The organism is Xanthomonas euroxanthea (assembly GCF_900476395.1).
In the GTDB taxonomy this organism is placed as follows: domain Bacteria; phylum Pseudomonadota; class Gammaproteobacteria; order Xanthomonadales; family Xanthomonadaceae; genus Xanthomonas; species Xanthomonas euroxanthea.
The window spans coordinates 182,524-207,926 of record NZ_UIHB01000005.1; the positions used below are offsets into that span (position 1 = coordinate 182,524).

Sequence of the window (25,403 nt, forward strand, 5' to 3'; positions counted from 1 at the left end):
GTTGGAAAATCGCCTGCCGGTCCCGGCAATGCCGTGCGCCGCGTGTTGACGCTGATGGATTGCCGCCGGGCGTAAGCGATCCGCCCGATGAGGCCTCAGATCTGCGGCACTGCACCGGTGCGTGCAAATGCATCCACCAGCCGCACGATGCGCGCCTGCGCCTCGATGTCGCGCAGTTCTGCCTGCAATCTACCCACGCCCGCCGGCACCCCGGTGGCAGCAAGCGCCTGGCGCAACAACGCAGGCAGGTCATCCAGCTTGCGCAGCCACCGCGACGCAGCTGCGCTGTGCAGGCGCGCGGCGTGGTCGAACTGGTCGTAATCCAGCGGAAAGACGATCGACGGCAGCCCTGCGGCCAGGCAGGCATACAGGATGCCGGCACCGCCATGATGGATGACCAGGGCGTAGCGATGCAGCTGCCGTGCGTAGTCCACGTACGGCAGGCGCTGGTAGTTGCCCTGCGTCTGCGCTGGCGGCGCGGCGGTATCGCCATCGCTGAAGTGGAAGATCACCTGCGGGAATTGCACGGCCACCGCACGCAGCACCTGATCCATCCGCTGCTTGACCCACTGCAGGTGCGTGCCCAGCGTCACCAGCACGTGCCGACGACCGGGGACGAACTGCGGCGGCGCCACCGTCGATGGCGGAGTGCACAGCTGCGGCCCGACGAAGCGCACTGCCGCAGGCCAGCGCCGGGCCAGCTCGAACGACGGCAGCCCCAGGGTCAGGATGCAGTGTGGCGAATACACCGCCTCGCTGCGGTCGTTGCGATAGATCGCCGGCAATCCGGCTGCGCGCATCTGACCGCGGTAACACAGGTGCAGGCTCCGTTTGAATCCACGCGTCAGCCGCCGCGCCATGGCATGCCCGATCCGCTGCCATGCCGTGGATGCGGGGAGCAGACCACCGAAATACGCCGGCGGCCCGTCGCCGGTTTCGATCACGCATGGCGACGGCATGCTGGTCCACCAGGCGATGCCCATCGCCTGTGCCGCCAATCCCGCGCTGGGCAAGGTGAAATCGGCGATCACCAGGTCCGGCCTGCGGTCGCGCCAGCGCTGCCGTACCGCATCGCCCACGCGCGCCATCAGGCCAAGCGCCTGGTGCAACTGGCGGCGCAGCCGCAAGGGATTGTGGCCCACCGCATACGGCGGATTGGCGATCTCGCGCAGTTGCCGGTCGGCTTGCGCGTCCAGCACGCTGACGCCGCTCAGCCCGCAGGCATGGATGCGCGCCAGTGCCGCCGGCGTGCTGATGACGTGGACCTCGTGATGCGGCGCCAGCTGCAGGGCGATCGCCAGGATCGGATGCAGATGGCCGCTATACGGGGGTGCGATCAGATCAATGCGCATGGTCCCTCCCCTGCACTGCCTGCTCGATCTGCGCGATAAAGGCCTGGCACTCGGCCAGCACCGTTGCATCGCGCAGATAGTGCAGATGCCCGCATGCCGGCCTCAGATCGGGCGCAGCGCCGAACAGCAGGCGCGAGATCCAGTCGCCACGGCCCTGGACGACGCGCAACTGTCCGAACGTTGCGGGCGCAGTGCACACCGGGCCATAGGCAAACACGGCAAGACGCGCGCGCAACGCCTGCGGCAGCTGCAACGCGGTCAGCAGCTGCAGGCCACAACTGCCGGCCAACAGCACCGTCTTCGGCGCCTGCTCCAGCAGCGCCGCCACGCGCATGCGATCGGCGTCCGCGACGCGTGCGCCGCGTGCGGCCAGATACTGACGCGCGTTGCACACGCTGGCGCGCCACAGCGGTGTGCGCCGGTGCGGTGGGCCAGCGGAGCGATACGGATAATTGCAGTCGATCAGCCGCCGGCCCGCGCCTTGCAGCTGGTGCAGAAACTGCTGTTGTTCCCCGCTCAACGCACAGCGCTCCGGATCGCTTTGCCCGGTGAGAAAGGCGACCTGCACGCTGGCGCCGTCAGTCCGCACGGAAACGTCCATCCGGCAACACGCGGTAACGCCGGGTGCGCCAGCGGATCGTGCGCACCAGCGCAGCATGCAGCAGATGCAGCGGCTGCAGGCACTCCGCGACGACCGACAGCAACGGACGGTGGCGCACCGTACCGGTCACCCGCCATTGCACCAGGCACAGCAGCAGCGCACGCAGCAGCACGGTGCACAGCACGCCGGCCACTGCCGGCCAGGTCGCCTGCACGCAGGCACACACCAGCAAGGCCAGCAGCAACAACGGCGGCAGCCCCTGCAGCAGGCCGATGGTCAGACCCACGCCCACTGTCTGCCGACGCAGCAGGATCGACGCGAACAACATCCAGCGATGCATCTGGCGTGCGTAGCTGGCCAGATCCGGGATCGCAGTGCGCATCGCCACCGGCGCGACGGATTGGTGCAGCCGCCCGCCGCGCTCGCGCACCAACGTGGCAACGGCCAGATCGTCGGTGAGCTGCTCGAGCAACGCGGCAAACCCGCCCCAGGCGCGCAGTTGCTCGGTCCGCGCGGCATAGCACATGCCGTTGATGGTCAGCGGCGCGGCGAACGGCAGCCAGCCCAGATAGGTCAGCGCCGCATTGTTGTTGACGAACTGCGACAACAGCCGGCCTGCCAGCGTGCTGCCGTCCTGGTAGTACGGCAGTGCGGTGACCAGATCGGCATCGGCCAGATCCTGCAGCAAACGTGCGAGCGCGCCGGCGCCCAGTTGTGCATCGTCGTCGAGGATCAGGCTGATCGGCGCCTGCACATGCGCCAGCGCGTGGTCGAGCTTCCACGCCTTGGGATTGATCCCGGCTGGCGCGGCCGGCACCCGCACGCGCGCGATACGTACATGCGGATGCAGCGCCACCAAGGCCTCGGCAACGGCATTTCCCGGGCCATCGTCTGCATCCAGCAACCAGAAAAACTGCGCGTCCGGCAGCGCTTGCAGGTTGGCGGCAAGCACCTGCTGCAAGTGTGCGTCGCCGCCCAGCACGGGCTGCAGGATCGCCACCTCGGCCTGGGGTGCGATGGCGGCGCCCCCCGATGGCAGCGCGCGTGCCCCACGCATCACCCACAGCACCGCAGCCGTCTTGACCATCAGCACCGCCAGATAGGTGGCTGCCACTATCGGAACGACTACGCCCACTGCGCCGCCTGCCAACGCACGAATGCCTCGATGCCCTGTTCCAGACTGACGCTGGGAGGACCGAGGTCGGCGAGCGTGCGTCGTGGATCGAAGGTCTTGGAATAGGCGAACGCGCCCACGCCAAAGCGGGTGATCGGCGGTTCGCCGCGCAGGCGCAGCACGCGATATGCCGCCTCCACCACGCTGGCCATGCGCAGCGCGATGGCGATGCGCACCTCGCGTCGCGGCAGCGGCAGCTGCAGGCGCGTGAGCAGGTCCAGCAACAGCTGCTGCAGATCCACCGGCTGCGCATTGGTGAGGTTGTAGGCCGGCTGCAACTGCGGCGCCGTCGCCGCGCGATAGAGGTAATCGCACAGCGTATCGATGTAGATCAGGTCGCCGATTACCGGCTGCGTCTGGCCGACGAAGCGTGGCAGCGCCCCCTTGCGCGCAGCGGCGATCACGCGCGGGAACAGCACCGTGTCTCCCGGGCCGAACACCGCACGCGGGCGCAGCACGCAGGTGTCGCCCGGATAGTGCTCCAGCAACATTTCGCCAAGGTACTTGGTCTGCGCATAGGTGTTGACGAACGCCGGCCCGATCGGGCTGTCCTCGCTCAGGTCGTATTGATGCGCCTCACGATAGAACACCGAACTGGACGACACATACAGCAGACGCGGGCAGCCGTGACGCTTGCAGAAGTCGATGACATTGGCGGTGGCCTGGACGTTGTGCTGCTGGAATTGCGCACGCGTGCCCCACGGCGAGGCCAAGGCCGCGGCGTGGATCACCACATCCGGCTGCCACTGCAGCGCGAACGGCTGGCTCAGGTCGATGCGATGGTAGTTGGGCAGATCACTGGCACGACGACCGATGCCGTGGATCTCCACACCCGGCTGCCCCTGAAAACGTCGCAGGAAGGAACCACCGACAAAGCCGGATGCGCCGGTCACGAGAATACGCAGGCTCATCGCCACTCCGGTTGATAACGGTCAAGACTGGGTTGGCAATGCGAAGGCAGGATGGCCAACTCGGGATGGGCAAGCGACAGCGCATGCAATTGCTGCACGGTGCGCCGGAACGCGTGCCAATCGTGCATCAACAAACGCGTGGGCCAGGCGGGCCACTGCAGCGTCGCCCAGGTTGCCGACGACCACACCGCATCGGCGCACAGCAACACCTCGCGGTCGTGCTGGTCGCGCAACCACAGGCCCATCTGCCCGGGTACGTGCCCGGGCAAGGGCACCGCCAGCACGCTGCCGTCGTCGAACAGATCGTAGGCCGCGCCCAGGCCCTGCCAGGCGCCGGTCAGCGCGCGCACCGGTGCCTGCTCGGCAAACCGCAGGCGCCGATCGAAATCTTCGGGGAGCAACTGCGGCAACAAGGCACGCCGCAGGCCGCCGACGCGTGAACAGGCACGCAGCTGCTGATAGTCGGCACGCAGGCAGATGAAACGGGCGTTCGGCAGATCGCGCAGGCCGCCGACATGGTCGGCATGGAAGTGCGAGATCAGGCACCAGGCGATCTCCTCCAGCTGCACGCCGCGGCGTGCCAGTTGAGCGCCCAGCGTTTCGTGCGCGGGCAGGCGCACCGGCGTGGTCCAGCGATACAGACGCTCGGGCCAGGGATCGGTTGCGCGGAAGAAATGCGCGGCATACCCGGTGTCGTACAACAGCGCACCCCGTTGCGGATGCCGGATCAGCACGCTCAACGCGGGGAATTCCACCGCATGCCAGTGACCATCCGCACGCACCATGCGCTCGCAGTGGCGGCAATGGCCGATACGCAGCAACTCGAGCGACACGCGCGGCGGCATCAGCGCGCGACCTGGTCGGAGCATGCGCACATGCCCTAGTACCGCAACACCATGCCGCCGATCGCCAGCCCGGCACCGGTGCCGAGCAGCGCGAACAGATCGCCGCGCTGCAGGCGTTGCTCGACCCGGGCGTGATGCAAGGCATGCGGCAGCGATGCGGCGACCTGGTTGCCGGTGTCCTGCAGGATGCGAACCACCTGATCGGGGCGCAGCCCCAGCGCCTGCACCACATGCTCCAGGCCGCCGCCGGAGGCCTGGTGCGGCACCAGGCAGCGCAACGCTGCCGTGGTGGTGCCGGCCTCGCGCAGCAGCTGTTCCCAGAATGCAGGCAGCTGGCGTGCAGCGAACCGGTAGGCGCCACGCCCATCCATGCTGAAGCTGCGCAAGGCATCGGGCGCCTGCTCTTCGCCACGCGGATAGCGCGTGCCGCCGCCGCGGATGCGGCACAGCTCCGCGCCATCGCCGTAGCTGGCCAGGCGGCTGGACAGCAGTGCCGAGCCATCATCGGCGGCGCTGCGCGTCACGACCACCGCAGCCGCCCCATCGCCGAACAAGCCGGCCGTGGCCGGCGTCGACGCATCCAGCCCACCCGATGCCACCTCGCTGGAGACGATCAACACGCGCCGGTAGCGCCCGAGCGCCAACGCATTGGCGGCCATGTCCAGCGCCACCAGAAAGCTCAGGCAGGTCGCGTTGACGTCGAAGGCAGGAATGCCCGAATCGCCCAGCCCGAGCGCGCGCTGGATCAACACCGCCTGGCAGGGAATCGGCTGCTCCATGACGCTGCAGGCCGAGATCAGGCAATCGATCTGATCGGCGTCGATGCCCGCGCTTGCCAGCGCCTGGGCCGCCGCCGCCGCACCCATCGACGAGGCCGTCTCGCCCTCGCCCACGTAATGGCGCCTGGCCACCCCCGAGCGCGCGAAGGTGGTGCCCGCCGGCAGCTGCCAGCGTTGATCCAGCTGTTGCGAGGTCACCTCCGTCGCGGGGACATGGCGCCCGGTGCCCAGGATGCGCAGCGGCAATGCGTTCAACACAGAGGTCTCGTTGGACAAGGCGCGCAGCATACCGTGGCGGACGCGGGCCGAGCCGATCGATTGCCGGATCGCGCAGTGCGCAGCGCCTGCCGGCGAGGACGGCGAGCGCTCAGCCGCTCACCACCTCGTTCCAGCCGACGATCGCCACGCATGCGTGCCCCCGTTTCAGGGCGCTTCCACCGCGTACCCCAGCGCCTGCAAGCGCGCCAGATAGCCATCGGCCGCGGTCAGCCGGCTGATCGGCAGCACGGCGAAGGTGCTGCGATTGCGTTGCAGCGCGGTGGTGGCGATGCCCAGCCAGTGCTCGCGCATGCGCCGTTCCAGATCGTCGATCCCGCGCTTCCTGGCGGCGCCGGAACTGGCCATGGCACTCATGCAGGCCGCTTGCGGATCTTCGCGTGGCAATTGGCGCAGTGCCTCGATATCGCCCACCGACCAGGCGTTGGCGCGCTCGACCATCGTGGGCAGGTCGCGCTCGATGGTGACCAGGATGCTGCGAAAGCACGCGGTGTCGTCCATGCCGCCGGCGCGGAACTCCTTGATGGCCTGGCGTGGGTCGGCGATCTTGTAATCCAGCGCGGTGGGGGTCGGCTTGATCCCGGCGCGCTTGGCGGCACGCTCCACCACCGACCAGATCACCGGCGAGCGCGCCAGGCCGGAACGCTTGATCGCCGCCTGATACAACTCCCCGGCGGCAAGCATCGGGCGCTTGCGCTCCACCCCGCGATCGCTGCCGAGATAACGCGCCTTGGCAACCGACCAGCGTGCATACAGCTCGGCCGGCAGCAGCTCACGCAGCTCGCGGCCGTCTTCGTTCTTCATCGCCTTCATCGCCGAGGGCAGCAGGGTCAGTTTGCCGAAGAATCCCATATCCGCATCGATCTGGACGGTCGGTGCCATCAGCACCTGCTGCGACTGGGCGATGATCGTTTCCACCTCGGTGGACTGCCACTGCAGCCGCTTCGGCAGCGGCGAGACGGTGCCCAGGATCCACAGCACATGATCGCCCTTGCTGACCTTCCACAAGCCCGGGCCGGGCTGCACGCCGCGCACCACCATCGCCTCCAGCTCGACCACGGCCAGCGGCGATGGCGCGGCTGGCTGCGGCGTCGTGCCAGCGCTGGCCGTCGCCAGCAACGACACCAGCATCGCTCCCACGCCGCATACCGCCCGCTGGCCTCGCATCACGTCTCGCCCCCCTATGTGAGACGCGGACACTACGCCAAGCCGGCCCTGGCCGCGTTAGGGAAACGTTCGACACCGCCGTCGTCGCTGGCTCAGCGTGGCTCCAGGCTGGCCAGGTGCGCAGCCAGCGGCGAGGCGCCATCGAGCAGTGCGAAGCCCTCCCAGACGAACCCCGGCGAGACCGTGCAGCCCACCAGGGTGAACTCGCCAAGCGACCGCGCCGCCTGCCAGCACCCCGCCGGCACCACGTGCATCGGCTCGCCGCGCCCGGCGGCATCCAGGATCAGGCGTTGCAGCTGTCCGCTGGCCTCGTCGTAGATCGACAGCTCCAGCGCATCGCCCTGCTGCCAATGCCAGCTTTCTTCCGCATCCACGCGATGCCAGGCGCTGGATTCGCCGGCAGCGAGCAGGAAGCGAATGGCGGTCAGCGCCGGGCGCGGCTGGCCGCCATCGGTCACCTGGCGCGCGGACGCATACACCCGACGGAAATGCCCGCCCTCCGGATGCGGGGCGAGTTCGAGCGAACGGATCAGGGTGGCGGCGGTCGGATGCATGCGTACATGCTAAGCCAGCCAACGCCGCACGTGCATCACGGCAGATGCTTGCCCGCACGCAGGCAGGTGCGGAAGAACACCAACAGGTCCCAGCTGTAGCGTTTGAGCAGACGACGCGGCTCGTTGAGCAGCCGGTACATCCATTCCATATGCAGGCGCCGCACCCAATCCGGCGCGCGCTTGGCGGTGCCGGACAGGAAATCCAGCAACGCACCGACACCGAAGACCAGCGGCACGTTCAAGGCCTGGCCATGATCCAGGATCCAGCGCTCCTGCAGCGGGTTACCGAAGGCCACCAGCAGCACATCGGCACCCGAACGATTGATGCGCTCGGCCAGGCCCTCGCCAGCGGCGGCAAATTCGCCGTAGCCGTCGCACATGCCCACCACCTGCTGGCCCAGGGTGCCGGTCAAGGTCGCGGCAGCGGTCTTGCCCACGCCCGGGCGACCGCCGAGCAGGAAGAACTTGAGCGGCTGCGCCGCTTCGCGACACAGATACGGAATCAGGTCGGTGCCATTGAGGTTGCCGGCAAAGCGGCGGCCGTGGATCAGGCGGGCCGCCAGATCCATGCCGATGCCGTCATTGACGATGCGCACGCTGGGCTCGCGCATGCGCAGCCGCAGTGCCTGGCACTGCACGATGAAATTGGTGTTGGCAAAAAACACCCGGCGTGGTTGCCGGGCGGCCAATGCGTGAAACAACTCCAGTGCAAACGCTTCCTGCGTGGTGGAGAGCACCGGAAACCCGCCAAGCGGAATCACCACGCCTTGCGTGGTGGCGCTGGCGGTTGCTGTCGTCTCCGTATCCACGTGCCGGCCCTGCATCATCGAATCACCAAAGGTCGTAAGGAAACGCGGCCAGCAGCCCGGCCTGCAGTTTTTCCAGGTCGAAGTCGCCGTTGCCACCGAGCTGCAGGCATTCTTCCACGCTGTTGCCGGAGTGCCACTGCATGCGTCCGGTGCCGTTGTAGTAGTCGTCGTACTTGAAACGATCCTCGCCGTTGCCCCAGTCCAGGTACACCGCCGGAATCCCGTAGGCCTCGGCAAGAATCAACCCGTGCAGCGAACTGCTGATCACCAGCTCGGCACCCAGCAGCGCAGTCATGAACGTCGCGGGCTTGACGTTGGGAAACACCAGATGATCGGCGTACGCGCTGTACTTCTCGACCGGCTCGTTGAAATGCGGAACGATGGCGAAGGGGCGCTTGTTCGCCGTTCCCAGCGCATCGGCGGGGAAGAACATCGGCGTCAGCAGACCGGGATCGCCATACACCTCCGGCACCGCGATCCCGCGATCGAGCAGGAACTGCCGCGTCTTCGGGCCACGCACTGCACGCACATCCAGCGTGCTGAAGGTATTGCGCTCGGCGGGAATCTTGCCGTTGATGCCGCTGCCCCAGACGGTGTCGCCGTCCTTGGCAAAATGCAGCACCGAACCGATGGCGATCAGTTTCTTGCTGAGATCGCGCTTCTCGATCAGCGTCTTGTCCTGCAGGGAGAGCACACAGGACACAATCACCTTGGACAGATGATCGCCCATGTTGACGCCGGCATTCTTCGGCTGCCACCAGAACAAGGCACGGCGTTCCGCATGTTCGATCCATTTCTGCAGCAAAGCATTGGCCATAACGAGCAGTCTCCTTCTAAAGTTGGGTGCGCCGCATCAGTGCGAGAGCGCGGCCTCGGAAGAAGCACGCACAGCTGCACCATCTGGCTGCGGGTACAAACGGGTTTCCGGGTACGCACCGGGATTGAGTACGCGGTCGGTGGTGTCGGACCAATTCAGGCATTGGCGGTAACGCACGCGCGGTGCTTCCAGCGCGAGACTGATGGCCGCAATGACCGACTCAGCATTGCCGGGAGTGTAGCCGAAACGCGATTGATACGGCCCCACGACGGCATTCGGACACACCGCAGGCAGGCCGAAGAAATCGTATTGCAACAGCTTCATCGAACTATCGGCCAGATACACCGGCACCTGCTCGGACGCGTAAGGTGCGATCCCGAAACGGGCGTGCTTGATGTAGCCGATGGTCTCGGCGTGCTTCATCTCGCCATAGACCACCACGTTGTCGCCGTAACCGGGGTGCCGGCCCATGCCCGAGCCGATCACATGGAACGTGACCTGCGGGAACGCCTTGCTGGCCACCACGAAGAACTCCGGATCGAACAACATCGAGCCCACCGCGACTGCATGGATGCCCTCGCCATACGGCGACGGATCGCCCAGCTGATCCAGGTTGTGGTCCACCCCGTGACCGACGTGGTACACGTTGTCGCGGCTTGCCACTTCCTCCGCCATTGCCGGCGACACCAGTGCGATCACATCCAGCGTCGGTGCAACCCGGTCGAACTCGCGCTCGATATAGGACGCGACGTTGATCGTGCTCAGGCCATCGGAGGCGCGATAGACCAGCTTGGCTGCCGGATTGACGCGCTTGGCCAGCTCGATGAAGGCCACCGCGATACCGCTTTCGAACACGATCACGTCCGCCTCGCGCATCCAGTCCAGCAACTGGCGCGGCGGGTGCGCGGCATACCACCGGAACATCGCATCCTCGACAGCGCGCAGCCAGGCGCGGCGCGTGTTGAACGGATGCACCGTCGTGCGCCACAGATAGCATTCCACGCCCTTGTGCGAGACCACGGTATTTGCGGTGTCGTCCAGCGGCAGCCGCATATCGCCCTTCATGCGCGACAGCCGGCTATAGCGCAGCGAGAAAAACCGCGTGGTACCGCGTAGCGCGAGCTGATCGGTGATGAAATGGATATTGGCGCGCCGTGGCGTGCGGTAATCGTGGGCGGACAAGACCAGATAGCAAGGCCGGCGAATGCCGGAAGCGGCGGCGGGTGTATCGCTCATGGGCCGTGTCCTATGAATGAGTGGGGGAAAGCATGCACGAACGCAGGCGAAGGCAACGTCGATCTCATTGGCGTGCCTTGGCCTGCTTCAGCAACTTGCGGATATTGAGGATGGCAACCACGTCGCGACGGAACGCCGGCCAGATCGCCAACGCCAGCAGGCAGACCGCCGCCATCGTGGCCGCACCGACGGCCAATTGCTGCCATAGCGGGCCACCGACGGTGATGGAGGCGTAATACGCGCATCCCCCTGCCACGCCATACGCAGTCATCGCGCGCACCGCATTGGTGAACAGCGCGCCCACCGGCGCGTCGGAGATCTTGCCGACCCAGACCAGCGACAACGGCCAGGTCACCAGCAGACCGAACGAATAGCCGATTGCCACGCCCATCGCGCCCCAGCGCGAGCCGACGAAGATGCAGCCGATCAGCACGATGCGGCTCGCCAGCGAGAACAGCAACTGCGCACGCATCAGGCCCCTGGCAAGGAACACCCAGTAGGTTGCATAGGACGCCGTCTGGAAGATACCGCCCAGCGTCAGCACCTGGAACAGGGGCACGGCCTCACGCCACTGCTCGCCGAGCACCAGCACGATCAGCGGCATGGCCAGCGCACAGGCGAAGGCGAACAGCGCCACGATCAGATGCACCATCACCGTCTGCCCGCGCAGCAGGAAGGCGCTGAAGCGTTCGCGGTCGTCCTGCAGCTGCGACAGCACCGGCAACGCCACGCTGGTGGCAGGCGCGTTGATCTGGTTCAGCGGCATCATCAGCAACTGGAACGCGCGGTTGTACAGGCCCAGTGCGTCCGGGCCGGTACGCCAACCGATGATGACCTGGCCGACGTTGCGGCTGGCATAGCCCAGCAGCTGTGCGGCCATCAGGTTCCAGCCGAAGCTCATGAAGTCACGCATCGGCGCCGAGCGCTGATAGCCGCCCGGCAACCAGCGCGCGCAGCTGGCGGCGATGACCAGATTGACCACCGCCTGCACCACCTGCTGCACCACCAGCGCCCAGTATCCCCACCCCAGCAAGGCAGCAGCGACGGCCGCACCCAGGCCCAGCACCTGCGACCCCACATCGCTGAGCGCAACCTGGCCAAACCGCAATCCGCGGCTCAAATGCGCGCGGTACTGCGTGGTCATGCCATTGATCAGGAAGGTCACCGCCAGCGCCTGGGAAATCGTCACCAGCGCCGGTTCTTTGTAGAAGTTGGCAATCACATGGGCGGAGGCGTACACCACCACCGACAGCGACAAGCCAATGCCGCTGTTGATCCAGAACAGGTTGTCGCGTTGCTCGCGGCTGACATGCTTGGCCTGCACGGCAGCGGCAGACAGGCCGAAATCGCGCAGGATCTCGGCCGCACCGACAATGGCGGTGACCATCGCCATCAGGCCGTAGTCGTAAGGCGTCAGCAGACGCGCCAGCAGGATGATGCCGCCGAACTGCACGACCATCTTGGCCGACTGGCCGATCATGGTCACCGCTGCGCCACCGGCAGCGCGCGAACCGAGGCTGCGCTGTGGCGGCGGCGTGGGGGGATTCATCGTCGGGATCTCTGCGGTCACAGCGCGGCGTCTCCATCCTTGCCGAGCGCTTCCAGGTAGGTGCGGTAGTGCAGCTGCCCGATCCGTGGCCAGTCGCGTTGCGATAGATCCGGCGCCGCACCGCGCGGCGCGGCGCGTACCTTGTCCAGCATGCCGGTCAGCAATGCCGCATCGAATTCGCCCTCGTAAAGAAATACCCAGCCCGGGCCGACTTCTTCGGCGATCGCCGCATTGGATTCGCTCCACGGCGCCAGCACCGGGCGTGCCAGCGACAGCGCCAGCAACAAGGTGCCGGAGTTGTGCATCTGCCGGTACGGCAGCACCACCAGCTCGGCCTCGCTGACCTCGCGTGCCAGCACCGGCTCTTCGACATAGGCCAGCAAGGCGCTGATGCGCGGATCCTGCGCGCAGGCATCCTCCACCAGGCTGCGCATCTGCGGCGTGGCCGGGTTGCCGACGATACGCAGCTTCAGGCGCGGATCATCGACCTGACGCATCACCTCCAGCAGCGTCTCCACCCCCTTGTACGGGCGAATCAGGCCGAAGTGCAGCAGCCGCCCCGGCACCGGCGTGCCCTGCGGCATCTGTGCAAACCACTCGCGATAATGGCCGTGCAGGATGGTGTCGGTGAACGGCGGTCGCGGCGGCGTGGTTGCGTTGATGCGGATCCAGCGACGCGTCAGCCGATCGATCCAGCGCAACAGGCCGCGCTCGCGCCAGCCCCGATCCTCGTGCGGCGCCAGGTTGTGCAGGGTGCGCACTACCGGCGTGCCGGTCAGCTGCAGCTTGAGCAACAACAGCGCCGCACACATCTGCTTGGCCAGGGTGCCGACAGAACTGGGATGGCGCAGCAGGTATTCGGGCCAATGCAGATGCAGCACGTCGTAGCGCGACAACAGCGCATCGCGCATCGAAAAGAAGCGCGGCTGCACTGCATCGGGCAGCGACGCATACAGCTGGGTCAGATACGGATTGGTGCTGGCATTGGGCTTTTCGGTAGAGAACAGCACGGTGACCTGTGGCTGCGCGGCCGCCCGCGCAGTCGCTGCCGATGCAGGCGCGCTCATCGCACTGCCTCCTGCGGACGACGGGTGCCCAACGCGGTGTGGTATTCATCGACGTAGCGCCCGACCACATGCTTCCAGTCGTAGCGGCCCACGTAGGCCATGGACGCTGCACGACGCGCGTCGAAATCCACGTCCGCCTGCAGCGCAAGCGCCTGCACCTGGTCTGCGGCCGCATCGATCCTGTCGCGGTTGACGATCACGCCCTGCCCCGATTCGCTGGCAAGGCGCACGAACGGCGGGATGTCGCTGAGGATGGGAATCAGGCCTGCACTCATCGCCTCGACCGCGGCGATGCCGAAGCCTTCGTGGCGCGACAGGCAGACGAAGAACTGCGCCTGCTGCATCAGGCTGCGCAGCTGCTCCTGCGAGGGCGACATGCTGAGCTGCACCTTGTCCTGCAGGCCCCGCTCGGCAATCGCCTTGCGCAGGTCGGCCTCGTTCAGATCGTATTCGCGCCCGGCGATGATCAACCGCCACTGCGGATCGCGCTGCAGCGCCGCCTGCAGCAGCTCCAGGGTTTCGATCAGGCCCTTGTTCACCGACCAGCGGCCGAAATACATCATGGTCCGCCCCGGCGTTGCTGCGCCCTGCCCTGCGTATTTCTCCACGTCCACGCCGTTTTCGATCACCCGCAGACGTGCCGGCGACACCACCTTGGCGAAGAGCTCGCCGTCATTCTCGCTGGTGGCGATCACCCGCGCATATGCCAGTGCCGAGGTGCGGGTGAGCGTCTGAAACCATAGCTGCTTCATCCGCGAGGCATATGCGGTATGGAAAAAGCCGCCGTGCGTGGACACCACCATCGGCTTGCCATGCAGCGGCTTGGTCAGTGCCAGATAGTCGTAGAAAAAATCGATGCCATGCAGGTGGACCAGGTCGGCCGAGCGGATCGCGCCCAGCACCGACGGCGCCAACGGATAACGCGAGGAGCCGCGATACCCGATGCGCCGGATCGGCAAGCCCTGATGCGTCTCCTGCGCCGCAAGCTGCGCACCCGGATCGGTAAACACCCGATCCAGGGTCACGATCTCCACCGTATCGGCGCTGGTGGCCTGATGCTGACGGGCCACATTGAGAACGACTTCTTCCATGCCTCCGATCGAAGGGTGGAATTGGCGGACGACATGCACCACTTTCATTACGCCAATCTCCTGTGCCAGCGACGCAGAGACATCTGCATGTTCGGCCAATCATTCTGGAAGCTCGTCATTTACGTTTCAATCCCAACATCCACGGCGCAACGCGCACCAGCACCGCGCGCATCGGCACGCTGGCAACGATAGCGAATGCACCCAGGCCCATTGCCCAGGCCGGGGTGCCGATCGTGCCAGGTGCGATCACGCCCGTTCGTGCCACCACGCTGGTGAGCACCAGAAACACCAATGTGTGCGTGCACAGGATCAGCAGGGTATTGCCGCCGATCCACTGCAGCCACCGCCACTGCCGAACGAAGTAGGCCACACACAAGGTCATTGCAGTACCCAGCAGGCTGACCAGCAGGAACACCGCAGCGGAATGCCCGAACTGCAGATTGTTCACGTCCACCTGCCCGTTCCATCCGGCCAGCCACCACCACGCTGCCGCCAGCACCGGCAGGGCCAATGTCCAGACCGCGGCCCCGAGCGCGCGCAGTGCATCGGCATGGCGCGACAGCCATCCGCCCACGGCGATGAAGAACAGCGCAACGGGCACTACATCCAGCGCGAACGGGAGCCGCAGATGCAATGACGGAAACCAGCCCGCCCATGCCAATGCGAGCAGCAGACTGGTCGCAGCCAGGGCGGCCGTCGTCAGGCGCGTGCGCAAGGCGATGTAGGCCAGCGTGGTGACGAACAAGGCCGGCAGGAACCACAACGCCGGCAGCACGTACAGGCGCGTGCCGTTGGCCCAGAACAGACCGACGAACGGATCCCACCACGGCAGGACATGCGATGGATGCGGCGCGCGGCTGGTCACTCCCATCAGCAACCAGCAGGCGTAGGCCACCAGGAAAAACGCAAGGTAGGGAACCAGCAACGTGCGCGCCAATTTCCTGATCGTCGCCACCGTCATCGCGCGGTGGCCGAAGCGCTCGCCGACCCAGCCGGACAGCACGAAAAACAGCGGGACATGAAAACTGTAGGCAAACAGTTTGTAGGCGGCCGGCATGCCGTTGGCATGCCCCAATACCACCAGCACGATGGCCAGTGCCTTTGCTGCATCGATCTGCCAATCGCGGGTCAATGCAGGCGCTGGCGCGGCCGTGGCCGCCAGGTCGCCGTGCCCGGCCGGGCTGGAATACGGTGCGGTGGTCATGCCGCAGCGCCAGTCATGCCGCCACCGGGCGGGCACCCAGGGTCCACGGCGCAAAACGCATCAGCACCCAACGCAGCGGCACGCTCGCAAGCAACGCAAACACCGTCACGAACACTGCCCAGCCCAGCCCGGGGCGCGAGGCACCGAATCCGCCGGCCAACGCTGCAACACCGGAAAGCACGAAGAACACCAGCATGTGGGTGCACAAAATCAGCAAGGTATTGCGGCCGATCCACTGTATCCAGGCCCAGCCCTGCACCAGCCGCGCCGCGCAGATCACCATCAATGAGCCGAGCACCGCACCGAGCATGAACCCGGCGTGGCTGCGGCCGAATTCCAGCATGTTGACGTCGATCCGGCCATTGCGATCGGCCAGCCAGGCCACCGGCAAGGCCAGCAGCAGCGTCACCAGCGCACTCACCGGCAAGGAGGTCGGCAGACGTGCGGAAATGTGGACCAGCAAGGCGCCCAGCGCGTAGAAGCACAGCGACACCGGTAGTACGTCCAGGCCGAAGAAAAGTCGCAGCTGCTGGCCCGGAAACCAGCCCATCCAGCACCAGGCCAGGGGCAGCGACGCCACCGCGATCAGCACCGGCGGCATCCAGCGGCGCAGCACGAAATAGCTGAGCACCGTCACCAGCATCACCGGCAGGAACCACAGCGGAGGCTGCACGTACAGATCGGGGCCAATACCGGTGAACATCGCCAAGATCGGCTCCCACCACGGATGGCTGCCCCACCGCGCCGCCTTCTCGCCGATATTGCGCGTCAGCAACCAGTAGGCGTAACCGAGCAGATAGAACGTCACATACGGCAGCAGCAGGCCGCGCGCCTGCTTGCTGATCGTCTGCGCCAACCCGGTGGTCCGCGACGCATAGCCGGATGCCAGCCAGCCGGACACCATGAAGAACAGCGGCACATGAAAGCTGTAGGCAAACAGCGTCATCGCTTGCGGCACGCCCTTGGCGTGGCAGAACACCACCAGCAGAATCGCCAGGGCCTTGGTGGCATCAATGCGCGGGTCGCGGCTGCGCCCGCCGTTGGCAACGTGCACGCCGGCCGCCGATGCAACCGGCTGCGGTGCGTGCGTTGCCGCCACACTCATCGTGCGCCTCCCGCGGGCAGTGGCAATCGTGCCTCATCGTCGGACGGATCCTGGCTGGTCTGCTGCGCGATGCTTGCAGCAGACCAGGTCGGCCGCATGTGCCACAGGCAGCCGCACACGAACCACCACAATGCCGAGGTCTTGATCGAGAAGTAACCGTTGGACACCAGCAAGCTCAGCGCGAACGCAAAGATCGCCAGGTTCTTGAACAGCTGCCCTTCCTTGCTCGGCATCAACAACAGGAACGAATACGACAGCAGGAACGCAAGCACGCCGACGATCGACTGGGATGCGATGAAGTAGGCGATGCCGCTGTCGAAGTAGCGGTACGCCTGCGCAAAATCCAGGCCCATCCATGAGTTGAAGGACAGGTTATTCATCGAATTGACGGTGAAGAAGACCCGGCCCATCGTGTTGTCCTGATAGGCAGTGATCCCGGTGATCCACACCAGCAACCATGCGGTCATGATCACGATCAGGAAAATCAGGAAGGCCAGGCGTTGATCCAGGCGTTTCAGCAGCGGCGACAGCAGCACCATCAGCACGCAGGTGCCCGCCGCAAGCCGCCCATCGGAGGCCACGATCATGAAGCCGATCAGGCCGACCGACAGGAGCAGCATCGCCGGCCGCATCCAGCGCCAGAACACCAGCACGATCGCGGTAAAGAAGCAGATGTAATTGCCCATGGTCACCGGCTCGATGAACATCGAGGAGGCGCGGGGAAGATTGGAACCGGGCAGGAAGTTGCGCTCGCCCGGTCGCGTGGCGCTGACGAACAGGTTGCTGTCTTCGTTCCAGAACCCCTCCGCGCTCATGCCGCGCGCGTTGACGAAGAAGCTCTTCGGGTTGACCAGGTCGCCGTAGACACTGGGCGTCGCCAACTCGAACGCCGCAACCAACGACACGATGATGGTCATGCGCACGAACAGCTTGGGTACCGACCCGGTATAGGCCGAACCAAGCACCACGAACGCAAACACCACCAGCGCGTCGCGGAAGAACTTCGGATCGACCTGCCAGTTCACCAGGAAGCGCACGAACATCAAGGTGACGATCAGGCCCAGGCCGCTGATGATCAAGGCGATGCGCTTGCGGCTCATCGAGCCCAGGCCGAGCAGGAAACACGCGGCATAGACCATGAACTCGACCGCGTAGGTGATCACCGGACGCACGGTGAACACGTTCGCATTGATCAGCGCCAGCACCAGGTTGTAACCGACGCCGACCAGCAGCGTCAGTTCAATCAGCAGGTTGTGCCAGCGAACGCGGGCCTCGTCGCTCATTCGGATCAGCATGCAGACGCCTGCTTGAAAGGGGCGACTGCAATGCAGCCGCCCGCGGCGCTCGGCGCGCCAGGTCGCACACTCCCCGCCATCATCAGTACGCGGTCTTCTGTCCGAGCACACGTACTGCGGTCAGCACGATGATGCGGATATCCAGCCACAGCGACCAGCGACGGATGTAGTCCAGATCGTACTGGATGCGCTTTTTCATCGTGCGCAGCTCCGGGGTTTCGCCACGGAATCCATTGACCTGCGCCCAACCGGTGATGCCCGGCTTGACGTAATGGCGCTGCATGTAGTGATTGATCAGCTTTTCGTAATGGGTGTTGTGTTGCGCCGCGTGCGGACGCGGACCCACGATCGACATGCTGCCACCGAGCACGTTGAAGATCTGCGGCAACTCGTCCAGGCTGCTCCGGCGCAGGAACGCCCCGAAACGGGTGATGCGGCTGTCGTTCTTGGTCGCCTGCTGGATGGTGGTGCCATGATCGTCATGCACACGCATCGAGCGGAACTTGAACATGTAGAACTCGCGACCGCCCAGGCCATGACGACGCTGGCGGAAGAACACCGGACCCGGCGAACTCATCTTCACACCGACCGCAATCGCTGCCATCAGCGGCCATAGGCCCATCAGCGCGATGACAGCCAGGATCTTGTCCTGCAGTGCCTTGGCGACCACGAAGTAGTTGTCGCGGTCCACACCACCCTGGCGCAGGTTGATCACCGGCACATTGCCGATCTGCTCGCCAGACTGGTTCAACAGGCCGAAGTCGAACAGATCTGGCACCAGCTTCACGTTGATCGGATAGCGATCCAGGCGCTGCAGCAGCTGCTTGATGTGGTCACGCTCGCCCAGTGGCAGCGAGATCCACACCTGCTCGACCTGGTTGTCCTGCAGATACTCGATCAGTGCATCCGGATCGCCCAGGCACGGCAGCGACTGACGTTGCTCGGTCACCGCGATGTCGTACGGCGTGCGGAAATAGCCGACCAGGTTCATGCCGACCCAGGGATTGCGACTGAGGTAGTGATTGATCTTCATCACCGGATGGCGCAGACCCACCACCACCACCCGCTGCACGTCCACACCCTGGGTACGCAGGTGATTGAGGAAGCCGCGCAGCACCGTGCGGGCCGCCACCAGCGAGGCCAGGCCACCGACGAACCACAGGCCGATCCAGCCGCGCGACACCTGCTCGCCGACCTGCACGATCAGTGCGTGCACCGCAAACAGCGCGAACACGCCGCCGAACGCGCCGCCCAGCACCATCAGCTCGCTCAACAGCCCGCGACCGCGCCAGCTGCGATACAGCGGAAACAGCGCAAAGCAGATCACCGAATACAACAGCGTGGTGGCGATGGCGACCCGGTACGGTGCCGCAGGCACCCAGGAACCGAAGACGATGCGATAGGCGATCAGCCCGGAAGCCACGACCATGGTGAGGTCGAAGACACGCAGGACCAGGTCGGCTGCAGCCGAATACTTGGACAACAATCGCGGCGAGGATGTCGTGTAAGTCGCGCTACTCAAGTCTGCCAAAAGCATGGGGATGTCCTCCAAACTCGATACGGTGCATGCGGGGGAACATACGAATCGCACGCGAGCTTTCAATCATCTCCGTCGAGCAATCACCGCGGTAATACCTACCGACCCCAGATCGCACGACAGCCCTTTGTTTCAACAGAGACAAACTTTCAAACGAAGGAGCCCGAAACATACGGGATCCAACCTTTTCCACGCTGAATCAGTTGTCACTTCAATTAACCCATCGTTGTGCAACACCACGATGTCAGTCCAACCGCGCCTGCGCTGGCGTGCCTCGCAGGAAGTAGCGCACCAGAGCCACAGCCACGCCCAGGAATACGCCAAAGATGAAGCCCAAGGCGAGGTTCAATTTGAGTTTCGGCGAAGTCTTAGACGTAGGCACGTCTGCGGTGTCGATGATGGTCACGTTGTTGGCGCCGACGTTGCTCGCCACACCGATCTCCTTGTAGCGCTGCAGGAGCGCATCGTAGAGCTGGCGGTTGGTATCGACGTCGCGCTTGAGCATGTTGTAGCGGATGCTGCGGCTCTGCAGGTCCAGCTCATCGTTCCGCAATCCGGCGATGCGCTGGTTGAGCAATTGCTCCTGGTGCACCGACGCGTCGTAGGTCGCCTTGAGCGACTGGCGGATATTGATGACCTCGCCATTGATCTGGCGGCGCGACTCTTCGATCTGCGCCTTCAGGCGCTGCATTTCCGGATAGTCCGGCTTGAAGGTCGACAGCTTCTGCTGATACTCGGTGTTCAGGCGGATCTGCTCGCCGCGCAGGCTCTGGATCAGCGGGTTGCTCAGCACCTGCGGCAGCGACATCGCATCGCCGCTGCTGACCTGACGCCAGGCTGCCTCGGCCTTGATGCGGGTGTCCTGCGCCGATGCCAGCATCGCGTTGAGGTCGCTCAGGTTCTGGGCAGGAAGCGATGGCTTGTCATCGCCCACCGACACGATCTGCTCGTCGGTGGAATAGGTGACCAGATTCTTTTCCGAGTCCTCCACCTTGTCGCGCAACTGCTCCAGACGCTCGGCCAGGAACTTGGTCGCAAACGAAGACGCCTTGATGCGGCGTTCCTGCGTGCTGACGATGAAGACCTTGGTGTAGGTGTTGGCGATCTTGGCCGCCAATACCGGGTCCGGCGAATCGTAATTGACGTAGACCAGGCGCGAATTGAGGATCGGCTCGACCACCAGCCCGGCCAGCAGCGTATCGGTCAGGCTGCGCTCGATGATGGCCTGGCGCGAGTCGACCGACTTGCCGGCTTCCGGATTCTTGGCAGCGGCCTTTTCCAGCGCCTCGTCGACCTGCTGCTTGAACGCCGGCTCCTGGTCGAGCCTGGCCTCGCGGATCACCGCACGGGCCAGCGAACGGCTCTGCAGCAGCTGGTACTGGGTCTGGTAGAAATCGCGATCCTGCGGCGACTCCACCGGCATCAGGTTGTCGACGTTCACCACATTGAGCGAATCACGCTCGATCTGCAGCGTGCTGGTGGCGCGGTATTTTTCCGGCATCAGCAGGGTGACGCCAAAGGCCAGCGCCACGGCCGCGACGGTGATCAGGATGATCAACCAGCGCTGCGACACCAGCGCGCGCCAGTAGTCGAGCAAGCCAACGTCGGCCAGCTCAAGATGCCCATGACGATGAGACGGGGAGGAACGATTGTCTGAATTCATACTCATCGGTAAGCGCGCCACACCATCACAAGGGGGGTCAGTTCCAGCATGGTGCGCAGCCAGACGCGTGCGTCCGAGCGATACACCACAACGATGTCGCCGCCGTAGATCTCAGGGTCCGGGTTGGCCCCCTTCTCGATCTGGGTCAGATCGAATCTGGCGATCATCTTTTGCCCGTTGACGGTGCGGAACACGATGACGTTGCCGCGGCTGGCCACCGTGCTGACACCCTTGGCCTGCGCAATGGCCTGCTGCAGGGTCAGGTTGGCGCCGATCACCGGATAGATCCCCGGCTCGTCGACCGCACCGGTCACCGTCACCCGGCGACCATTGGACTCCTGCACGAACACCGATACCTGCGGCTGCTGCAGGTATCCGGCGGCGTAGCGGTCTGCCACCAGCTTTTCGAGCTCGCCGACACCCAGGCCGGCCGCCTTGACGTCGCCGATCAGCGGCAGCGAGATGTGGCCGTTCTGATCGATGCGGACCTGCCGCTCCAGGTCATCGACCTGGAACACCTTGAACAACAACAGGTCGCCTGGGGCGAGTCGATACTCCGGTTGCACTGCCGACATTGCGAGCGGATCCGGAAGCGGCAGGGAGTCCGCCATCTTCGGACCGGTGCTGCATGCGCCCAGTGCCATCGAGCAGATCAACGCCAGGCTGAGGCCTTGGCAGAATCGTCCGATCAGTTTTTTCATGCGTGTGGCTGGCTGCCTCGGTTGGGTGGGACAGGACCTCGCGCAGCATTCGACCGGCTAACACGCCAGCAAGAACGTACGACAGAGAAATTCATCCCAAGACGCTCGGGATCACGACAGGTGTGACGTGTTGCAGTGCACTATGGCATAGAACCAAGGCATCGCAAGACGCTGCTCGCCATTTTTTTGACGGCGTTGGCCTATTGATTCAAGTTCGTCGTTACACCGTTAACAAAACGTGATCCACGTACTAATCCAGCGCGACTGATTCAGAGCATTTTCGGACACTTAGCCACATTCCGTGACCCAGGTCCATGCGAGCGGGACCGCGATGAAACGGACGCGACCAGTGCTTTCATGCTGCTCTGCAATATGCCGATATGCATATCGTGTCACCCGCATTACACGCCGCCGACCGCATGTTGCGGCGCAACAAAAAAGCCCATGTCCGTGAAGACATGGGCTCTGTGTTTGGTCGGGGTAGCCGGATTCGAACCGACGACCACTAGTCCCCCAGACTAGTGCGCTACCAGGCTGCGCTATACCCCGAAGATGTTGCATCCGCCACGAGGGCGGCCTGCGATTATAGCGGCTTTGTGAAACGTTTTCCTAGCGGCGCAGCAGTTGCAGAACCTCTTCCAGTTCCATGCGCACCTGCTTGATGATCTGGTTGCTCAGTGCCGACTCGCTTTTGGCGCCATCGCCTTCCAGACGCAGACGTGCGCCACCGATGGTGTAGCCCTGCTCGTACAGCAGGCCGCGGATCTGGCGCACCATCAGCACATCGTGGCGCTGGTAGTAGCGCCGGTTGCCGCGCCGCTTGACCGGTTCCAGGCTCGGAAATTCGGTTTCCCAATAGCGCAGCACATGCGGCTTGACGTCGCACAGCTCGCTGACTTCGCCGATGGTGAAGTAGCGCTTGGCCGGAATTGGCGGTAGTTCGCGATTACTGCCCGGATCCAGCATAAGCCTCCACCCGCTCCTTGAGCTTCTGGCCCGGACGGAAAGTCACCACCGTGCGCGCCGAGATCGGAATTTCCTCACCGGTCTTGGGATTGCGACCGGGCCGTTGATTCTTGCGCCGCAGATCGAAGTTGCCGAAACCGGACAGCTTCACCTGACGGCCCTGCTCCAGCGCATCGCGCAGCACATCGAAGAACGCGTCGACAAATTCCTTTGCCTCGCGCTTGTTCAGACCGACCTCGTCGAACAGACGTTCGGCCATCTCCGCTTTCGTCAATGCCATGCCAATCCCCTGGTTACCGCCTCAACTCCGGATCCGGGCGCGGTGCTCGCGCTCGATCACGGCCACCACATCGGCAACGACTGCGTCGACGTCCCGGTCGGTGAGAGTGCGCGAGTTATCCTGCAAAATCAAGCCCATAGCCAGACTCTTGAAACCTGGCTCGACCCCTTGCCCGACATAGCGGTCGAACAGCTGCACCTCGCGCAACAACGGCCCGACCGTGGTGCGCACGCTGGCCGACAGGGCCGCCCAGCTCACCTCTTCCGGCACCAGGAAGGCCAGGTCGCGACGGACCGAAGGGAACCGCGACAGTTCACCGGCACGCGGCAACGCGCGTTGGACCAACGCGGTCAGTTGCAGCTCGAACGCGATCACATCCACGTCGATGTCCAAGGCCTTGGCCAGGCGCGGATGCACCTGCCCGATCCAGCCGATGCAAACGCCGTCGCGATGGATGTCGGCCGAGCGCCCCGGATGCCCGAAGGGCTGGGCGGAGGGCTGGAAGTCCAGCACCGCGCCGCTGGCCGCCGCCAGCGCCATCAGGTCGCCCTTCAGATCGTGGAAGTCCACCTTGCGCGCCGGCTCGCCCCACTGCAGCGCCAGGGCATCGCCACACACGGCTGCGGCGACATGCTGCGACTCCTGCGGGGCAGCGCCAGCCTCGGAGGCGGCAGCGAACACCTTGCCCAGCTCGAACAGGCGCACGCGGCCGGCCTGGCGGGCGGCATTGCGGCCCAGCGTCGCCACCAGGCCCGGCAGCAGGCGCGGACGCATGATCGCAAGCTCGGCACTGAGCGGATTGGCCAGCGGCACCAGGCCGTCGGTCAGCTGCCAGCGCTCCAGCAAGGTGGCATCGACGAAGGCGTAGTTGATGGTTTCCTGCAGCTCGCGCGCCACCAGCTGGCGGCGCACGCTGAGCTCGTCGAGCTGGGTCTCGCTCGGCATCGCAATCCGGCTTGCCCCGCCCGGCAGCGTGGTCGGCACGCGGTCGTAACCGTGGATACGCGCCAGCTCTTCGATCAGATCCTCTTCGATGGCGATATCGAAGCGACGGCTCGGCGCCATCACCTGCCAGCCTTCGGCTACCGCCTCCAGCTGCATGCCGAGCGCGCCCAGAATGCGCACGACCTCGGCATCGTCGATCCGGATACCGAGGACGCGCGCGATCCGCGCACGCCGCAGCAGGATCCGCGCCGGCTGCGGCAGATGCTGCGGCAGTTGCGCATGCACCACCGGGCCCGGCGTGCCACCGGCCAGCTCCAGCACCAGCCGCGTCGCCACTTCGATCGCCTGCGGCGGCAGCGCCGGATCCACACCACGCTCGAAGCGATGACCGGCATCGGTATGCAGCCCGAACTTGCGGCCACGGCCCATGATCGCGGCCGGGTCGAAATACGCCGACTCCAGGAACACGTTGCGCGTGGTCTCGGTGACGCGCGTGTCCAGCCCACCCATCAGGCCGGCCAATGCCACCGGGCGATCGGCATCGGTGATGGTCAGGAAACTGTCGTCCAGCGTGACCTGCCGCCCATCCAGCAACGCCAGCTGCTCGCCTCCGCGCGATCGGCGCACACCGATCGGGCCCTGCAGCGTATCCAGATCGAACGCATGCATCGGCTGGCCAAGCTCCAGCATCACGTACTGGGTGATATCCACCAGCAGCGAAACCGGACGCACGCCGCTGCGGCGCAGCCGCTCAGCCAGCCACACCGGCGTTTTCGCGGCCGGGTCGATGCCTTCGATCACGCGTCCGCAGTAGCGCGGCGCCTCGCTACCGGCATGCAGCTCCACCGCCAGCGTGCGCGTGGACACCGGCGCCACGATACCGGCATCGAAGGCCACCACTTCGCTGGCGCATGCCGCCGCCACGTCGAAGGCGATACCGCGCACGCTGAAGCAATCGGCACGATTGGGCGTGAGCTTGATCTCGATGCTGGCATCGGGCAGCCCCAGATACTCGGCCAGGGCTTGGCCCACCGGCGCATCGTCCGGCAGCTCGAACAGGCCGGACGCGTCGCTGTCCAGACCCAGCTCCTTGGCCGAGCACAGCATGCCGTTGGACGCGACCCCGCGCAGCTTGGCCGCGGTGATGGTCAGTTCGCCGATCTTTGCACCGACCAGCGCCAACGGCGCCACCAGACCGGCACGCGCGTTGGGCGCGCCACACACGATCTGCAGCAGCTCGCCCTGCCCTGCGTCGACGCTGCAGACCTGCAGACGGTCGGCTTCCGGATGACGTACCGCCTCGACGATACGCGCCACCACCACCTGCCCCAGCGCCTGGCCCAACGGCGTGACCTCTTCGACCTCCAGACCGATCGCCGTCAGCGTCGCGGCAAGCTCGTCGCGGCTCGCCTGGATGGGAACGTGGCTGCGCAGCCAATTTTCAGAGAATTTCATGAGGAGCCGGGAATCGGGAATGGA

At 65.2% G+C, this 25,403-nt stretch carries 23 protein-coding genes and 1 tRNA gene; all 24 read right to left on the minus strand.

Going from position 1 to position 25,403, the window contains the following annotated elements; all coding sequences use genetic code 11:
• Nucleotides 1-95 precede the first annotated feature (95 nt).
• Nucleotides 96-1,352, minus strand: a complete 1,257-nt coding sequence (locus CPBF1521_RS14890) for a glycosyltransferase (RefSeq protein WP_115677488.1) — start codon at nucleotides 1,350-1,352, stop codon at nucleotides 96-98.
• Nucleotides 1,342-1,953: a hypothetical protein gene (locus CPBF1521_RS14895; RefSeq protein WP_115677489.1), complete on the minus strand. Its 612-nt coding sequence runs from the start codon at nucleotides 1,951-1,953 to the stop codon at nucleotides 1,342-1,344. The genes CPBF1521_RS14890 and CPBF1521_RS14895 overlap by 11 nt, the downstream gene beginning before the upstream one ends.
• Nucleotides 1,931-3,088 carry a glycosyltransferase gene (locus CPBF1521_RS14900; RefSeq protein ID WP_115677729.1) on the minus strand — a complete coding sequence of 386 codons (1,158 nt, stop codon included), beginning with the start codon at nucleotides 3,086-3,088 and terminating at the stop codon, nucleotides 1,931-1,933. The genes CPBF1521_RS14895 and CPBF1521_RS14900 overlap by 23 nt, the downstream gene beginning before the upstream one ends.
• Nucleotides 3,079-4,038: an NAD-dependent epimerase/dehydratase family protein gene (locus tag CPBF1521_RS14905; RefSeq protein WP_115677490.1), complete on the minus strand. Its 960-nt coding sequence runs from the start codon at nucleotides 4,036-4,038 to the stop codon at nucleotides 3,079-3,081. Before CPBF1521_RS14905 ends, CPBF1521_RS14900 begins: the two co-directional genes overlap by 10 nt.
• A complete protein-coding gene (locus CPBF1521_RS14910; protein ID WP_104647969.1) occupies nucleotides 4,035-4,883 on the minus strand; it encodes an MBL fold metallo-hydrolase in 849 nt (282 codons plus the stop codon). Before CPBF1521_RS14910 ends, CPBF1521_RS14905 begins: the two co-directional genes overlap by 4 nt.
• Nucleotides 4,884-4,918: 35 nt before the next feature.
• The gene (locus tag CPBF1521_RS14915) at nucleotides 4,919-5,950 is read right to left on the minus strand and encodes a 3-oxoacyl-[acyl-carrier-protein] synthase III C-terminal domain-containing protein (RefSeq protein WP_181901248.1); all 1,032 of its coding nucleotides are present in this window, start codon (nucleotides 5,948-5,950) and stop codon (nucleotides 4,919-4,921) included.
• 135 nt (nucleotides 5,951-6,085) lie between these two features.
• Nucleotides 6,086-7,105, minus strand: a complete 1,020-nt coding sequence (locus tag CPBF1521_RS14920) for a TraB/GumN family protein (RefSeq protein WP_181901249.1) — start codon at nucleotides 7,103-7,105, stop codon at nucleotides 6,086-6,088.
• A gap of 92 nt (nucleotides 7,106-7,197) precedes the next feature.
• On the minus strand, nucleotides 7,198-7,659 hold the full coding sequence (locus CPBF1521_RS14925) for a cupin domain-containing protein (RefSeq protein ID WP_104647970.1): 462 nt from the start codon (nucleotides 7,657-7,659) through the stop codon (nucleotides 7,198-7,200).
• A 35-nt stretch (nucleotides 7,660-7,694) separates the two neighbouring features.
• Entirely contained in the window at nucleotides 7,695-8,486 is a 792-nt protein-coding gene (locus CPBF1521_RS14930; RefSeq protein WP_104582018.1) for a WecB/TagA/CpsF family glycosyltransferase, read from the minus strand.
• Nucleotides 8,487-8,490: 4 nt separating this feature from the next.
• A complete protein-coding gene (locus tag CPBF1521_RS14935; protein WP_115677492.1) occupies nucleotides 8,491-9,285 on the minus strand; it encodes a polysaccharide pyruvyl transferase family protein in 795 nt (264 codons plus the stop codon).
• A gap of 36 nt (nucleotides 9,286-9,321) precedes the next feature.
• Nucleotides 9,322-10,521, minus strand: coding sequence for a GumK N-terminal domain-containing glycosyltransferase (locus tag CPBF1521_RS14940; RefSeq protein WP_104582016.1), 1,200 nt, complete (start codon nucleotides 10,519-10,521; stop codon nucleotides 9,322-9,324).
• 64 nt (nucleotides 10,522-10,585) lie between these two features.
• Nucleotides 10,586-12,070 (minus strand): lipopolysaccharide biosynthesis protein, encoded by a 1,485-nt coding sequence (locus CPBF1521_RS14945; protein ID WP_104582221.1) that lies wholly within the window; start codon nucleotides 12,068-12,070, stop codon nucleotides 10,586-10,588.
• A gap of 17 nt (nucleotides 12,071-12,087) precedes the next feature.
• Nucleotides 12,088-13,137: a glycosyltransferase gene (locus CPBF1521_RS14950; RefSeq protein ID WP_115677494.1), complete on the minus strand. Its 1,050-nt coding sequence runs from the start codon at nucleotides 13,135-13,137 to the stop codon at nucleotides 12,088-12,090.
• Nucleotides 13,134-14,276, minus strand: a complete 1,143-nt coding sequence (locus tag CPBF1521_RS14955; RefSeq protein ID WP_115677731.1) for a glycosyltransferase family 4 protein — start codon at nucleotides 14,274-14,276, stop codon at nucleotides 13,134-13,136. Before CPBF1521_RS14955 ends, CPBF1521_RS14950 begins: the two co-directional genes overlap by 4 nt.
• 67 nt (nucleotides 14,277-14,343) lie before the next feature.
• Nucleotides 14,344-15,432, minus strand: a complete 1,089-nt coding sequence (locus tag CPBF1521_RS14960; protein ID WP_115677495.1) for an acyltransferase family protein — start codon at nucleotides 15,430-15,432, stop codon at nucleotides 14,344-14,346.
• A gap of 13 nt (nucleotides 15,433-15,445) precedes the next feature.
• The gene (locus tag CPBF1521_RS14965) at nucleotides 15,446-16,537 is read right to left on the minus strand and encodes an acyltransferase family protein (RefSeq protein ID WP_115677496.1); all 1,092 of its coding nucleotides are present in this window, start codon (nucleotides 16,535-16,537) and stop codon (nucleotides 15,446-15,448) included.
• Nucleotides 16,534-17,820 (minus strand): polysaccharide biosynthesis protein GumE, encoded by a 1,287-nt coding sequence (locus CPBF1521_RS14970; protein WP_166765961.1) that lies wholly within the window; start codon nucleotides 17,818-17,820, stop codon nucleotides 16,534-16,536. The genes CPBF1521_RS14965 and CPBF1521_RS14970 overlap by 4 nt, the downstream gene beginning before the upstream one ends.
• 94 nt (nucleotides 17,821-17,914) lie before the next feature.
• On the minus strand, nucleotides 17,915-19,369 hold the full coding sequence (locus CPBF1521_RS14975; protein ID WP_104582011.1) for an undecaprenyl-phosphate glucose phosphotransferase: 1,455 nt from the start codon (nucleotides 19,367-19,369) through the stop codon (nucleotides 17,915-17,917).
• 244 nt (nucleotides 19,370-19,613) lie between these two features.
• Nucleotides 19,614-21,053, minus strand: coding sequence for a GumC family protein (locus CPBF1521_RS14980; protein ID WP_104582010.1), 1,440 nt, complete (start codon nucleotides 21,051-21,053; stop codon nucleotides 19,614-19,616).
• On the minus strand, nucleotides 21,035-21,733 hold the full coding sequence (locus tag CPBF1521_RS14985) for a polysaccharide biosynthesis/export family protein (protein ID WP_164739129.1): 699 nt from the start codon (nucleotides 21,731-21,733) through the stop codon (nucleotides 21,035-21,037). Before CPBF1521_RS14985 ends, CPBF1521_RS14980 begins: the two co-directional genes overlap by 19 nt.
• A 472-nt stretch (nucleotides 21,734-22,205) precedes the next feature.
• Nucleotides 22,206-22,282 (minus strand) — tRNA-Pro (locus CPBF1521_RS14990).
• Between the two features lie 60 nt (nucleotides 22,283-22,342).
• Nucleotides 22,343-22,699: a MerR family transcriptional regulator gene (locus CPBF1521_RS14995; RefSeq protein WP_005995911.1), complete on the minus strand. Its 357-nt coding sequence runs from the start codon at nucleotides 22,697-22,699 to the stop codon at nucleotides 22,343-22,345.
• On the minus strand, nucleotides 22,680-22,979 hold the full coding sequence (locus CPBF1521_RS15000; protein WP_002811076.1) for an integration host factor subunit alpha: 300 nt from the start codon (nucleotides 22,977-22,979) through the stop codon (nucleotides 22,680-22,682). Before CPBF1521_RS15000 ends, CPBF1521_RS14995 begins: the two co-directional genes overlap by 20 nt.
• Before the next feature lie 21 nt (nucleotides 22,980-23,000).
• A complete protein-coding gene (gene pheT / locus CPBF1521_RS15005) occupies nucleotides 23,001-25,379 on the minus strand; it encodes a phenylalanine--tRNA ligase subunit beta (protein ID WP_115677498.1) in 2,379 nt (792 codons plus the stop codon).
• Between the last annotated feature and the right edge of the window lie 24 nt (nucleotides 25,380-25,403).

Coding starts and splice junctions, on each gene's coding strand:
- CPBF1521_RS14960 (WP_115677495.1), bottom strand. CDS start 15,432: ATGACCACCGCACCGTATTCCAGCCCGGCCGGGCACGGCGACCTGGCG.
- CPBF1521_RS14935 (WP_115677492.1), bottom strand. CDS start 9,285: ATGGCCAATGCTTTGCTGCAGAAATGGATCGAACATGCGGAACGCCGT.
- pheT (WP_115677498.1), bottom strand. CDS start 25,379: ATGAAATTCTCTGAAAATTGGCTGCGCAGCCACGTTCCCATCCAGGCG.
- CPBF1521_RS14920 (WP_181901249.1), bottom strand. CDS start 7,105: ATGCGAGGCCAGCGGGCGGTATGCGGCGTGGGAGCGATGCTGGTGTCG.
- CPBF1521_RS14955 (WP_115677731.1), bottom strand. CDS start 14,276: ATGAAAGTGGTGCATGTCGTCCGCCAATTCCACCCTTCGATCGGAGGC.
- CPBF1521_RS14925 (WP_104647970.1), bottom strand. CDS start 7,659: ATGCATCCGACCGCCGCCACCCTGATCCGTTCGCTCGAACTCGCCCCG.
- CPBF1521_RS14890 (WP_115677488.1), bottom strand. CDS start 1,352: ATGCGCATTGATCTGATCGCACCCCCGTATAGCGGCCATCTGCATCCG.
- CPBF1521_RS14910 (WP_104647969.1), bottom strand. CDS start 4,883: ATGCCGCCGCGCGTGTCGCTCGAGTTGCTGCGTATCGGCCATTGCCGC.
- CPBF1521_RS15000 (WP_002811076.1), bottom strand. CDS start 22,979: ATGGCATTGACGAAAGCGGAGATGGCCGAACGTCTGTTCGACGAGGTC.
- CPBF1521_RS14985 (WP_164739129.1), bottom strand. CDS start 21,733: ATGAAAAAACTGATCGGACGATTCTGCCAAGGCCTCAGCCTGGCGTTG.
- CPBF1521_RS14895 (WP_115677489.1), bottom strand. CDS start 1,953: ATGGACGTTTCCGTGCGGACTGACGGCGCCAGCGTGCAGGTCGCCTTT.
- CPBF1521_RS14905 (WP_115677490.1), bottom strand. CDS start 4,038: ATGAGCCTGCGTATTCTCGTGACCGGCGCATCCGGCTTTGTCGGTGGT.
- CPBF1521_RS14965 (WP_115677496.1), bottom strand. CDS start 16,537: ATGAGTGTGGCGGCAACGCACGCACCGCAGCCGGTTGCATCGGCGGCC.
- CPBF1521_RS14930 (WP_104582018.1), bottom strand. CDS start 8,486: ATGATGCAGGGCCGGCACGTGGATACGGAGACGACAGCAACCGCCAGC.
- CPBF1521_RS14975 (WP_104582011.1), bottom strand. CDS start 19,369: ATGCTTTTGGCAGACTTGAGTAGCGCGACTTACACGACATCCTCGCCG.
- CPBF1521_RS14950 (WP_115677494.1), bottom strand. CDS start 13,137: ATGAGCGCGCCTGCATCGGCAGCGACTGCGCGGGCGGCCGCGCAGCCA.
- CPBF1521_RS14945 (WP_104582221.1), bottom strand. CDS start 12,070: ATGAATCCCCCCACGCCGCCGCCACAGCGCAGCCTCGGTTCGCGCGCT.
- CPBF1521_RS14970 (WP_166765961.1), bottom strand. CDS start 17,820: ATGAGCGACGAGGCCCGCGTTCGCTGGCACAACCTGCTGATTGAACTG.
- CPBF1521_RS14995 (WP_005995911.1), bottom strand. CDS start 22,699: ATGCTGGATCCGGGCAGTAATCGCGAACTACCGCCAATTCCGGCCAAG.
- CPBF1521_RS14915 (WP_181901248.1), bottom strand. CDS start 5,950: ATGCTGCGCGCCTTGTCCAACGAGACCTCTGTGTTGAACGCATTGCCG.
- CPBF1521_RS14940 (WP_104582016.1), bottom strand. CDS start 10,521: ATGAGCGATACACCCGCCGCCGCTTCCGGCATTCGCCGGCCTTGCTAT.